11 protein-coding genes are annotated in these 12,021 nt (G+C 64.3%); 5 read left to right on the top strand and 6 right to left on the bottom strand.

Features of this window, described 5'->3' with window-relative positions; genetic code table 11:
* Positions 1 to 85 precede the first annotated feature (85 nt).
* The 5 genes from IPM18_10720 to IPM18_10740 all read right to left on the bottom strand — a co-directional run bounded on the left by IPM18_10720 (position 86) and on the right by IPM18_10740 (position 6,080).
* A complete protein-coding gene (locus IPM18_10720) occupies positions 86 to 1,366 on the bottom strand; it encodes a hypothetical protein (GenBank protein ID MBK9120055.1) in 1,281 nt (426 codons plus the stop codon).
* A 46-nt stretch (positions 1,367 to 1,412) separates the two neighbouring features.
* Positions 1,413 to 2,771, bottom strand: coding sequence for a tryptophanase (locus IPM18_10725; protein ID MBK9120056.1), 1,359 nt, complete (start codon positions 2,769 to 2,771; stop codon positions 1,413 to 1,415).
* A 69-nt stretch (positions 2,772 to 2,840) separates the two neighbouring features.
* Positions 2,841 to 4,427: a hypothetical protein gene (locus IPM18_10730; GenBank protein MBK9120057.1), complete on the bottom strand. Its 1,587-nt coding sequence runs from the start codon at positions 4,425 to 4,427 to the stop codon at positions 2,841 to 2,843.
* A gap of 122 nt (positions 4,428 to 4,549) precedes the next feature.
* A complete protein-coding gene (speB, locus tag IPM18_10735) occupies positions 4,550 to 5,446 on the bottom strand; it encodes an agmatinase (protein ID MBK9120058.1) in 897 nt (298 codons plus the stop codon).
* Positions 5,447 to 5,525: 79 nt separating this feature from the next.
* Entirely contained in the window at positions 5,526 to 6,080 is a 555-nt protein-coding gene (locus IPM18_10740) for an arginine decarboxylase, pyruvoyl-dependent (protein MBK9120059.1), read from the bottom strand.
* 572 nt (positions 6,081 to 6,652) lie between these two features.
* Here IPM18_10740 and IPM18_10745 point away from each other — a divergent pair.
* Genes IPM18_10745 through IPM18_10765 form a run of 5 tightly spaced genes read left to right on the top strand, consistent with a single transcriptional unit; the run spans position 6,653 to position 9,797 of the window.
* Complete coding sequence (locus IPM18_10745; protein ID MBK9120060.1) at positions 6,653 to 7,495, top strand: sugar phosphate isomerase/epimerase; 843 nt, start codon at positions 6,653 to 6,655, stop codon at positions 7,493 to 7,495.
* Complete coding sequence (locus IPM18_10750; protein MBK9120061.1) at positions 7,495 to 8,379, top strand: homocysteine S-methyltransferase family protein; 885 nt, start codon at positions 7,495 to 7,497, stop codon at positions 8,377 to 8,379. The genes IPM18_10745 and IPM18_10750 overlap by 1 nt, the downstream gene beginning before the upstream one ends.
* Positions 8,376 to 8,963, top strand: coding sequence for a guanylate kinase (gmk, locus tag IPM18_10755; GenBank protein ID MBK9120062.1), 588 nt, complete (start codon positions 8,376 to 8,378; stop codon positions 8,961 to 8,963). The genes IPM18_10750 and gmk overlap by 4 nt, the downstream gene beginning before the upstream one ends.
* Positions 8,960 to 9,187: a DNA-directed RNA polymerase subunit omega gene (locus IPM18_10760; GenBank protein MBK9120063.1), complete on the top strand. Its 228-nt coding sequence runs from the start codon at positions 8,960 to 8,962 to the stop codon at positions 9,185 to 9,187. Before gmk ends, IPM18_10760 begins: the two co-directional genes overlap by 4 nt.
* A gap of 43 nt (positions 9,188 to 9,230) precedes the next feature.
* Positions 9,231 to 9,797 carry a phosphopantothenoylcysteine decarboxylase gene (locus IPM18_10765; GenBank protein MBK9120064.1) on the top strand — a complete coding sequence of 189 codons (567 nt, stop codon included), beginning with the start codon at positions 9,231 to 9,233 and terminating at the stop codon, positions 9,795 to 9,797.
* 8 nt (positions 9,798 to 9,805) lie between these two features.
* Here the strand turns inward: IPM18_10765 and IPM18_10770 are convergent, their stop codons facing one another.
* A complete protein-coding gene (locus tag IPM18_10770; protein MBK9120065.1) occupies positions 9,806 to 11,821 on the bottom strand; it encodes a Cache 3/Cache 2 fusion domain-containing protein in 2,016 nt (671 codons plus the stop codon).
* Positions 11,822 to 12,021 lie beyond the last annotated feature (200 nt).

Raw genomic sequence — 12,021 nt, forward strand, 5'->3', positions numbered from 1 at the left:
GTACGACATGCGTACGACACGGGCGTCGCAGGATGATCATCCTAAGGCCGGGCAGGAATGGATGCCAGCCAAGCCGCCGGTCGCATCACACATTGAAATAGAGCGCATACTCGAATGGGTGTGGCCGCCGCCCCAGCGCCAAGATGTCCTTGCGCCTCTCCGTGATCCAGGGTAACAGCCACTTGTCCGGGGTGGTCCATTCCGCACACAGACGCCCGGCTCCAAGCTCCAGTCTCTCCAGGGCCGCTCCCAGGTCCGGCGGCCAGGATGGCTGAGGGGGTGGGCCGCCAGCTGCGGTGGCGGAAAGCAAAAGCGCGCCCGTGATGTAGGGATTGCACGCGGAGTCAGCGACCGACAGCCGAATCGCAGGACCCTGCGGTGAATCCACTGCGGTGAGCAGATGGCCGCCAGCTCCAACGTCGAACTCGTCCGCGAGTCGCCGGTAGCTGTTCGTCGTCGGGCACAGTACCGCCAGCAACGCGGGCAGCCACTCCCGCAGGTGCAAAGCGGTTGTTTCCGCGGCCGCGGTCGTGGCCCACGCGGGTGCGCCCCCGCGCCACGGGCAGAGTTGCAGAGTGAGCCCGTTGCCGGCCTCGCCATACAGCGGCTTTGGCATGAAGGTGGCAACTTTGCCGTGTCGTGCGGCGACGCTGCGGATCGCGTACCGAGTAATCTGGACCCCGTCGGCAAAGTCCACGAGAGGCATCGGTCCGAGCAGCAGGTGACCATGCCCGCCCGTGCCGCGTCCATGTCCGTGGCCCGTCACGGTGGCGCCGAGGGTTGTGGCGGCGGCCACCATCTCGGCGCGGAGGTTGTGCAGGGTATCCATGGGCGGCACGACACCACTGCCGCCCGCACTCGGAATCTGTGTACCGAGATTGTCGGGACCATCACCGCCGCGCCGCCAGGCGCCTTCGCGTGAATCCACCTGATAATGACTCCTGTGGCAGCCGGAATCGAAGCTGGCCTGATCGAAGAGATAGAACTCCAGCACGCCCGTTACCCATATCCGGTCCCACTCATGCAATTCTTCGATCCGCCGCAGTGCGAGACGCAGCAGGGCGCGTGGGTCGTCAGCCAAGGCAACCCCGGAAGCGATGTCGGCCCGTTCACAGAGGATTGTCAGGGTAGGATGCTGCGCGAATGGGTCGAGGGGCGCATGTTTGCCGGTGGGTAGCAGCATTTCGCCGCGCGCCTGCCAGTCTGGTGACGCGAATCCCGATTGCAACCACAGGGAGTCGAGGGCAGGTGCCGTCGTCGTACAGCTTGCCTGGAGCCAGGTACCACCGGGTTCGGTGTAGCGCAGGTCCAGAAACTGAGCGCCACTGCGCGTGATTTCGTGTTGCAGGGTGTCGCGTAGATTCACGCGCGGGACTCCTTCTGCGCGGGCTCCGGCCTGCGGGGGTAGAACCTTACGACATTTCCCGAAATCGGGCCGTGAAATGTCGCAGTGAGGGTGGTTCCGTGACGATCTCCAGCCCGCGCAGGTGATCGCGTTGTGCGAACAGTTCGACAGTTGCTTCAATCACATAGTCGATGTGACTCTGCGTGTACACCCGTCGTGGGATCGCCAGCCGGACCAGTTCCATGGGGGGCGTACGTCCGCCTTGGCCGAACATGACGCTGCCGATCTCCACGGCGCGGATGCCGCCCTGCCGGTACAGCCCGCACACCAGCGCCTGCCCAGGGAACTGGGCGGGCGGAATGTGAGGGCAAAAGTGCTTGGCATCGATGTAGATGGCATGGCCGCCGGGGGGCTCGACTATCTGAATACCGGCGGCAAGCAGCTTTTCACCGAGGTATTCGGTGCTGCGAATACGATAGTGGAGGTAGTCCTCATGGACGACTTCCTCGAAGCCCTGCGCCATCGCCTCCAGGTCGCGCCCCGCCATGCCGCCGTAGGTCAGGTAGCCCTCCGTCAGGATGAGCAGTTCGTCGGCCTTGCGGATCAGTTCAGCATCGCGCACCAGCAGCAATCCGCCGATGTTCACGATACCGTCCTTCTTCGCGCTGATCGTGGCGCCGTCTGCAAGGTCGAACATCTCGCGGACGATCTCGCGGATAGGGCGGTTGCCCTGACCGGGTTCGCGTTGTCGAATGAACCACGCATTCTCGGCGAATCGGCAGGCGTCGAGGAAGAGCGGCAGCTTGTACCGATCGCAGATGGCCCGGACCGCGCGCAGGTTCTCGAGACTCACGGGCTGCCCACCGCCGGAATTGTTTGTCACGGTGACCATCACGAGGGGGATGCGGTCGCGGCCGACGTCCCGGATCAGCGCTTCGAGCCGCGCCAGATCCATGTTGCCCTTGAACGGGTGGCGCACCTGCGGGTGCCGGCCTTCTTCGATCACCAGGTCAACCGCCTCGGCGCCGGTGTGCTCGATGTTGGCTCGGGTCGTGTCGAAATGGTTGTTGTTGGGCACGACCTTCCCCGGTCCGCCGACGATTTCAAAGAGGATCCGCTCGCTTGCGCGGCCCTGGTGGGTCGGCAGCACGTGCTCGAAACCGGTAAGTGTGTGGATCCGGTCGCGCAGCACGAACCAGCTCCGGGCTCCGGCGTAAGACTCGTCCCCGCGCATGATGCCCGCCCACTGCAGACTGCTCATCGCCCCGGTGCCGCTGTCGGTGAGCAGATCGATGAGGACATCCTCGGCACGGATGAGGAAGACGTTGCAGCCGGCCGCGGCGAGTAGGGGTTCTCGTTCCGCGCGTGTCGTCATGCGAATCGGCTCGACGACCTTGATCCGGAACGGTTCGATGATGGTCTTCATCAGGTGCTCCTGATGGCCCCATTCGGGGCCGCTACTCTTGATTCTCCCCGCGTAGCCGTCGGGACAGCGCTACGGGGTCCAGGCGCGCACCGGTGCGAGCATTTCGGCGCTGGAGGCGAGTCCCGGTAATTCGGCATAGCGGGTCGGAAAGTCGGCGATGACTCGTTCCTCGTACGCGCTGCGGGCGCGGTCCAGCGCCTGGCAGGAACACAGCAGCGCGATCGACAGTAACAAGGTGGCGGCAGTTGTGCTGCGCACAGCAGCCGTCGCCCGCGCGACCGGATCACCCCGGGCCGCGAGCACGACGGCGCCGAGCAGCCCGATGACTGCACCCACCGCGCCAACCCAGGGTGTCCGGGGCGGCTCCAGCGGCAGTCCCGGCGTGGGTAGCGTGCGCGGCACAGCCCGCAGTTGCTCGGCCACCCTTCGCGCTTCGTTGCCACCATGAGCCGGCGGTTCGAACGCTCCCCAGGTCACCCAGGCGCCAAGTACCACCAGGCCGACACCGAGGCCCAGCCACCAGGCCCGTCCGAGTGGCGTGACCTGCGGTCTGCCCGGCCTGGTGACGGAAGAATCCATCGCCACACTCAGCATTGAGGTGCGACGGGCCAGGAATTGTGCGGCGCCGAGCCATAACCATATGAGAAACAGCGCAAGGCCGGAACAGCGCAGCGCGCCGCTCCATAACATCGCCTGAACGGCGGCAATGTCAGCGGTCACATGCAGATCGGTGTAGGGGCAGAGGTGCTCGGAGGTGGTCAGGAGCGCGCTGCCGGACGTCCAGCGCAGCGCCTCCTCGCGGTAAAGCGCGCGCCAGTTTCGCAGAGCGCTGACCACGGCCAGCTCCGGTGCTGTGGCCGCCACGGTTGTCGGTCCCGCTGTCAGCCACGCGCGCTGTGCGAGTCCCTCGGCGAGGAGCTCCGCCGCCAGGAGGCGGAGCGCGAGCGGACCCGGAGTCAGCACCCAGTGCCGGAGGAGCTGCAGGGCGGCTCGTTCGCAGGCCTCCGCTTCGTCCAACTTCCCCGTTGCCGCGAGGTCGGTTGCGAGTATCAGCATTGCGCGCGTGAAGTACTGAAGGAACGGGCCGTGGGCCGCTTCGGACATCTGCTCGATGAGTTGCGGCGCGGACGACGGTGGAGCACCGACTCGCAGCAGAACTTCGGTTTCTGACTGCGTGTAATCGGGCAGGAAGTGGTGCAATTGAGGGCGCGGCAATCCACGCAGGAAGGGTTGCACGAGCAACCAGCGTGCCTCGGTCGACATACCCTCACGTTCAGCACGGAGCAGTTGAAGGGCAATGGCATGGTAGGTGCCGACGTTCGTGCGTGTAAGTTGCACCTGGGCACGCATGGTGGCCTGGTAGGTGTCCTCAAGCGAACGCCGGCCCATCCACACATCTGTGAACGATTCACTCAGGATCGCGAGTAATTGCCCCTCGGCTGCCAGCCCCGCGCGCGGCCGGCCGGCTTCACGATAGGCCTGCCATCGAATCTGGGACTGGCGCGCCGCCGGCAGGTTTTGCCAGATGCCGGCGTTGTGCCATAGTACGGCTGACGCCAACACCAGGGTCGCAGCCGCCAGCCAGTGAGGGCCCCAGTTCCGGTGTGGCCCCTGCAATGCGGCGGGTGGAGATGAGCGCGCCTTCGCTTGCTTCATGTCGCGCAAACTACGCTTTTGCTGCCGCGCGGACAAGCGTTACTTGGCGGCTTTGCTGCCGCGCGGACAAGCGTTACTTGGCGGCACGGTCCGGTCAGTTGCGGTATGGGCGGTGCTGGAAGTTACGTCTTCTTGCGGATCGCGCCCGGCATGGTAGTGACCAGCCCGATGAGGCGGTAAAGCAGCTTGGCGGCCAGGAACTCTGTGACCGTGCTCGGAGGCAGGGGGCGCACCTCGACGAGATCGACAGCCACAATCGTATGTTTCCGGGCGACGGCCTCGAGCAGGTCGACAACTTGGTACCACGTGAGCCCGCCAGGTTCGGGAGTGCCCGTGCCGGGGGCGTACGCGGGGTCAAAGCCGTCGATGTCGATGGTGACGTAGACCTCCGCGCTGAGCCCGGCGACCACGCGCGGGATCCAATCGGGAGAGGTGTGGCACGCGCGGGCTGTGAAGATCGGCTTGTTTTCTGCGGCAATGAAACGCGCTTCGTCGGCGGAATAATTGCGAATGCCAACACCCACGGCCGGGACGCCGAGTTCGTGAATACGTCGCATGACCGCGGCGTGGCTATGTGGCGTGCCCTGGTAACTGGCTCGCAGATCGGCGTGAGCGTCGATCTGGAGCACACTGAGGCGCTTATGGCGCGCCTGTACGGCACGGACGAGCGGGGCACTTACGCTATGCTCACCACCCAGCGCGATCAGGAACTTGCCATCGCGAATGACTCGGCGGGCGGCTTGGAAGATTCGCTCGGTCATCGCTTCGGGGCCACGTGCGTCGGGTTCGAGCGGAGCGAGAGTCGCCACGCCGTGCCGTAAGGACTCGCGCCCGAGTCGCACGTCGTAAAACTCGACCTGCTGCGAAGCGGTGATAATGGCGCGCGGTCCTTCGCGCGTGCCAACTCCGAAACTCGTGGTTGCGTCGTATGGGATGGGGAGAACGGCAAAATGGGCTGTGCGGTAGTCGGAGAGCTTCGGCTCCAGCCCCAGGAAGTTGTCGTATACGACATGTGCCATGGCACTCCCCAAAGTTAACAGGGCGAGCAGTGGTCTGCCCGCCCTCCCCAAGTCCATTTACCGAACGGCCCGTCGGAACCTATTCGAACTGGAAGATGGCCGCGGCCACGACGGTCGTCCACTTTCCGTTCTTGTCGCCTTCGGCCGTCTGGACAATGGCACGGGTAGTGACGATCTGGTCGCTCATCTTGTAGACCTCGCGACGGGCGTCGTAATCCGCCTCGACATCGAACGGGATGTCCAGGGTCGTCGCCAGCATGCTGGCTGCCATGTCTTCTACGTAGTCGGCGGTCTTCTTTTCCGTCATGCCATAGCCATGGTGCTCGGAAATATAGCCGAAGTGGCTGCCGTCGCGCGGGACCGCCAGCCCAATGCCGGCCGAGACTAGCCGGTTGGGCTCATCGGTCCGGGCCTCGGCGAGCACGCAGTAAGTGATCTGGCCGGGCAGTAGCTTGGCAACGCCTTCGCGCTTCGAAATGAGCTTGCAGTTGGGGGGGAAAATGCTCGAAACCTTCACGAGATTGCACGCCGCGATGCCCGCGTCGCGCAGCGCGGCCTCGAACGATTCCAGGTTGTTGCGGTGTTTTCCGACGCCGCGGGTGAACCAGATCTTCTTCGCTACCAATGGGTCCATCACGAACCCTCCGTTCACGCTCTGCGTGTAGCAAGGTGCCAGAGGATTGGTGCGCCGTTCCGGCCTACGAAGCCGGTCACCCAGGCCGACGCCCTTTCCGCCAAAGGGCGGAGAGTATAGCCACTGCGAGTTGATTCTCAATGGACCACCCGCGGTAATTTGTCAGCGGCTGCCGTCCGGCTGGGGACTGCTACTGGTCCTTCGCCCCCTATCGGGCGTGCGAAGTTTTTTGAGTGGTTTTTTGGAGAACCCGGCCGCGATTCGGATACTTCTGGTTGGAGTCGGCGTTGCAGGCGTGCGTTGCCTGCAACGACGCGTTGGGAGCCTCTCGAGGGCGATGCTCCGGAGGGAATCGGAGCGATCCCTCCGCGGGTCGGTGTCCACCGGGGACACCGACCTGTTTTTATGCGCACACGTCCGCATGTTCGCCTGCACTGCCCACACCGTTCTCAACTTCTAGCCGTACTTGAGTCTGCCGCCGGGTTCCCGATAATGCATCCGCCGCGGTAGCGCATTACGCCGGTAGCCCCTCTGCCGGGAGATGCGCCGACCGCAGTGCCGGAGGAGGCCGCGTGTACGCTGCCGTCAATGCCTGGACATTCCCCCATCTGACCACCGTCGAGGACAAGTTACGAGCGGCGGCCGCAGTGGGCTTCCGCGGCTTCGAACTCACGCTGGACGCCGATGGGCCACTTACGACAACGACCCCGGCGGCCGAGTTTGCCCGGCTCGCGGACTGCGCCGACGGGCTGGGATTGCAAATCACAAGTGTGGCCAGTGGCCAGTTCTGGCAGCAGCACTACGCTTCGCTCTCGGGTACCGACCGCCAGCGGGCCAGCGAACTGACTCTTCGACTGCTGGATGCGGCCGCAGCGGCGCGGGCGGAAGCGATTCTGGTGGTGCCGGCGGTGGTTGGGCAGAGCGGTGAGCCCAAGGGGCAGGTTCGATACGCGGATGCGTTTCATCGTGCGGTGGACGCGCTCCTGCATCTCCGCACGGCAGCGGAGGAACGTGGCGTGGTGATTGGTGTCGAGAACGTATGGAATCGATTCCTCCTGTCCCCGCTCGAGGCAGCGGACTTCATTGATCGCATCAATTCGCCGTACGTGGGTTTCTATTTCGACACCGGGAACGTACTGGCATTCGGTTATCCCGAGGACTGGATCGAGGTGCTCGGTGGCCGGATCATACGCGTCCACGCCAAGGACTATCACGTGGGCCGGCCCGGTTTTGCGGGTTTCTGTCCACTAGGCGAGGGACATGTCGACTGGCCAGCGGTGATTGGAGCCCTGGGGGCTGCCGGTTACGACGGTCCGCTCACTTACGAGGGGGCCGATGACCCGCCTGAAATGGCTCGGCGTTTGGCCCGGATCGTTGCTGGGCAGCGCCCCCTGGAAACCGAGGTGCCGACGTGATGGCCGACCCTGTCGCGCTGCTTGGCGGTGTCACACTTGCGGACGGAGGTTGGTCCACGCAATTACAGCGGCGTGGCGTACCGACAAACGTTCCGGCGGAAATGGCGAACATCACACATCCGGACATCGTGCGTGGACTTGTGGAAGCGTACCTTGAAGCCGGGTCGCAGATCATTCTGACTAACACCTTTTCAGCCAATCGCTTGGCATGTACGCGGCAGGAAGTGCCGTACTCGGTGACCGACCTGAATCGGCAGGGGGCCGCACTGGCGAAAGAAGTCGCCGCCGCTCGCGCGGTGGTGGCAGGTTCCATCGGACCGAGTGGCAAAATCCTGGCGGTGCGCGAGACGACCGAGGAGCAACTGGCAGAAGTGTTCGCTGAACAGGCGCAGGCCCTGGCGGCGGGCGGGGCGGACTGGATCGTGCTGGAAACCTTCTCCGAACTGGCGGAGATTCTGCTCGCCCTGCGGGTCGTCAAGGAAACCACGGGCCTACCGGTTGTTGCGAGCATGTCTTATGACGCCGGACCTCAGCGGACGCGCACCATGATGGGGGCTCGTGCGGAGGAATGTGCCGCCACCCTGGAGGAGGCGGGAGCGGATGTGATTGGTATGAACTGCGGGAGCGGGATTGAAAACGCCTTGCCAGTAGTGGTGACCCTGCGGGCGCACACCGCGCGGCCCCTTTGGGTGAAACCCAACGCGGGTATGCCGGAATTGGAAGATGGCCGTGCGGCCTGGAAGCAGACGCCGGTCGACTTCGCCGGATTCGCGCGACCCTTGATCGAGGCGGGGGCGAATGTTTTGGGCGGCTGCTGCGGGAGCGCTCCTGAGCACATCCGGGCGCTGGCGGGTCTGCTTGCCAAGCGGGGAGGGCGCTCATGAGCAGGGATCAAATGCCACGTGGGCAACTCGTCGTCATCAGTGGACCATCCGGCACGGGCAAGAGTTCGATCTGTAATGAGCTCCTGAAACGGATACCCGGCAGCCGCTGGTCGGTTTCAGTTACGACACGCCCACCCCGGCCCAACGAGATTCCGGGTGAGGCGTACCACTTCGTCAGCGTGGCGGAGTTCGAGCGTATGTTGGCCGAAGAGGCGCTCCTGGAGCATGCCAGATATCTCGACCACATGTATGGCACCCCGCGGAAGCCGGTGGAGGATGCCATCGCCGCTGGCCAGACGGTCATCATGGAGATCGACGTGCAGGGGGGGGGACAGGTTGCCCGGAAGATGCCGGATTCGATCCGGATCTTTATCCTGCCCCCCACGATGGAGACTCTGAAGGCGCGCCTGGAGGGTCGACAGACGGAAAGCGCCAGTCTGCAAGAAGCTCGGCTGGCCAAGGCGGACGGGGAAATCGCCTTCGCCCGCAACAGCGGCTACTATCCTTACTTCGTGACCAACGATATACTGGAGGATTCCGTTGCCGAGGTCCTGGCAATCCTCAGGAGCACGCAAAAAGCATGATCGAACACCTGCGAAACGATGATGTGATCCAGAAGGTCGGCGGCCGATTCAAGCTGACCGCCCTGGTGCAGAAGCGCTGGCTCGAGCTGATGCGCGGTGCGCGCCCGCTCGTCAAGAACACCGCCGGCAAAACGGAAATGGAGATCGTCATGGAGGAAATCCTCCAGGACAAGGTCGGCATCGACTACGAGGCCTCCAACATTGCCCCACCCAGCCAGCGCTGATTCACCTGGGGGAGCGCCCGGTAAGCCCGACCCGGCGCGCCCACTGGTCGGTTACGAGTTGCTGTTAGGCGTGACCGGGGGGATTGCGGCCTACAAGGTGGCGGCGTTCGTCTCCCGCGCGGTGCAGGCCGGCTGTGGTGTGACTGTCGCCATGACCCGCAATGCCCGGCGGTTCGTGGGCGCAGACACTTTTACCGCACTTAGCAATCGGCCGGTACTGACCAGTCTCTGGGCGCGTGGCGGTTCCGACACTTATCTCCACCTGCACCCAAGTGAGAGTGCTGACCTGATCCTGGTGGCCCCCGCCACTGCCAACGTGCTCGGGAAGCTGGCGAACGGGATTGCAGATGATTTGGTCAGCACGCTGCTCCTGGGAGCCGCTTGCCCGATCCTACTCGCTCCGGCGATGAATCCACGCATGTGGGCTCACCCTGCGGTGCAGCGCAACGTTGCACGGCTGCACGCTGACGGTTGCCGGATCGTCGGGCCGGACACCGGCTGGCTGGCCTGTGGTGATGTCGGCGCCGGGCGGATGTCCGAGCCGGAGGTCTTACTGGCAGCGGTCACCACTGAATTGCGCCAACGCCCCCCCCGTTCTGCGGGCGCCTGATGCCACCGCTACCCGGCTAGGTGAACTCCGTTGTGCGGATGCCGGCGAGTTTCGTCAGATCCCGCACCACACCCTGCATTGTCTTGGCCTGAGCAGTGAGTTGCTCCGCCGCCGAGGCGGCCCTCTTCCGCAACGGCTGCACTGGCCTGGGTGGCGCTGTCCAACTGCGAAATCGAGTTGTTGATCTCGTTGACGCCCTGAGACTGTTGTGCGCTGGTCGTGGCGATCCCGTTCAACATCTCGGCCACTTCCGTGACCGATTTGCCGATGCCGGTGAGCGTCTGCCCCACGGTGCCCGCCACGCCGGTACCTTGGCGGGCGCGCTCGACAGCCGCTTCGATCAACGTGGTGGTCTCTCCCGCAGCGTCACGAGCGCGACCCGCAAGATTCCGCACTTGCTCAGCCACCACCGCGAAGCCCTTCCCGTGATCTCCGGCGCGGGCTGCTTCGACGGCCGCATTCAGCGCCAGCAGGTTGGTCTGGAAAGCGATATCCTCGATCACCTTGATGATCCGGCGGATGCCCTCGGCCGAGGTGTTGATCGCCGACATGGTTTCGTTCAGTTCCCGGGTCGTACCATCTCCGGCCGCCGCGGCACGCTGCGCGTCGTGTGCCCGTTCGTTTGCCTGGGCAGCACCATGAGCGTTCGCATCGGCGGCCTGGGTAATCTGCCTCAATGCACTGGCGGCGTGCTCCAACGCGCCGGACTGCTCGGCCGTGCTTTGCGCCAACTGCTGGGAGGCGGAAGCGACCTGCGAGGCGGCGCTGTCCACCTCGGCAGTTCCGTCTGCGAGTGAAGCCACAATCCGCTTGACGGGCAGCGTGATGGACCTTGTCAGGAGCAGTGCGCTGATCGTGGCGAAGACCGCCGCCGCAAACCCCGCCCCTACGCAGGCCCAGATTACGCCGGAGCGGGCCTGGGCACCGCTGGCAGTAACTGCGGTGACGGTCTCCGCGGCCTGAGCTTCGACCTGTCTGGCGGCGGAGAGGAACTCGTCTTCATAGGAGCCCACGCCGATGACCCAGTCCCAGGGGGCGAAATAGGAGAGCACGGCGATCTTGGTGCGTGGCTGGGGGTCATTGGGGTTTTGCCATGCGTAGCGCACTGCCGTCGTCTCGGAGCCGCGCAGTTTCAGGGCGGCATCGCACATCTCGGCGATGACGAGTCGACCATCCGCATCCTTTACGTTGACGATGTTCTCACCGTCGCGTGTGCCATTTTGTGAGATGACATAATGGCCGCGAGTTGAGCCCGCCGCGTTCAATACGAATACGTATCCGGTGTCACCAACCTTGAGGGATTGAATGGCCCGGCGCAGCTCGACGGAGCTTTCCTGCGGCACACCGTTGTACAACATGCCCACGATTTCCCCCGCCGCGTTTCGTAACGGAGCGTAGGAGGTGATGTACCACCGGTCGACGACGAAGGCCCGGCCGACAAACGTTTCCCCTGCAAGTACTGCCCGAATCACGGCATTCGGGTTGCCGCTGGGCTCGACGGCGGGAATATACGTGCCGACGGCACGCTGGCCGTCACGGGTGCGGACGTTGGTGGCGACCCGCAGCATGTCGCCCGCGGCATTCATGCGCTGGAAGATGGTGCTGGTACTACCGACCAGTTTCTGATGGGCATCGACGAACAGGCCGTCTTCAGCACTTTCCGGCGTCAGGACGAGATCGCCCCAGCTCAGGGCCGGCAATTCGACAGCCCGGGCATTTTCATTGAACTGATTGGTGGCGTTCCACGTGTAAGTCTGCGTGGTCAGGGCGACGGTACCATGGTGCTGGACCAGATCGGTGAAGACCTGCAGATTGGAGCGCACCACGCTATCAAGCAACTCCTGCTGAGCTACGCACATGGCACGGATGATGACGGCCTGGTGTTCAAGGTCGGTCTGTGCAGCGGATACGAGCGCGTCGCGGGAGATGTTGCTGTTCTCTGCGAGTGCAGTCTCCACCTGGGCGATCGTGCGCGTAAAGCCGGCCGTCACCTGCCAGGCGGCAATGCCGGTTCCGAGCGTCAAGGGTCCAACTCCTTGTCATGTAAGTCTTGGCTGGGGGGGGGCGCTGCGGCTGTATCACCGCCGTGTCCGCCGCTCTTAACTGAGGGCCAACCGTTTCGGGGGATATCGACCATGGTGGCGTTGTGGTGCAGTAGGGCATGCGGTCGCACACGCTCCCGGAGGATAATCCGCGAGGAATCTGCGGAATTGCCCCTCCATCA

This window comes from Phycisphaerales bacterium (genome assembly GCA_016716475.1).
In the GTDB taxonomy this organism is placed as follows: Bacteria; Planctomycetota; Phycisphaerae; order UBA1845; family Fen-1342; genus JADJWG01.

Coding starts and splice junctions, on each gene's coding strand:
- IPM18_10725 (MBK9120056.1), bottom strand. CDS start 2,771: ATGAAGACCATCATCGAACCGTTCCGGATCAAGGTCGTCGAGCCGATT.
- IPM18_10730 (MBK9120057.1), bottom strand. CDS start 4,427: ATGAAGCAAGCGAAGGCGCGCTCATCTCCACCCGCCGCATTGCAGGGG.
- speB (MBK9120058.1), bottom strand. CDS start 5,446: ATGGCACATGTCGTATACGACAACTTCCTGGGGCTGGAGCCGAAGCTC.
- IPM18_10740 (MBK9120059.1), bottom strand. CDS start 6,080: ATGGACCCATTGGTAGCGAAGAAGATCTGGTTCACCCGCGGCGTCGGA.
- IPM18_10750 (MBK9120061.1), top strand. CDS start 7,495: ATGGCCGACCCTGTCGCGCTGCTTGGCGGTGTCACACTTGCGGACGGA.
- gmk (MBK9120062.1), top strand. CDS start 8,376: ATGAGCAGGGATCAAATGCCACGTGGGCAACTCGTCGTCATCAGTGGA.
- IPM18_10760 (MBK9120063.1), top strand. CDS start 8,960: ATGATCGAACACCTGCGAAACGATGATGTGATCCAGAAGGTCGGCGGC.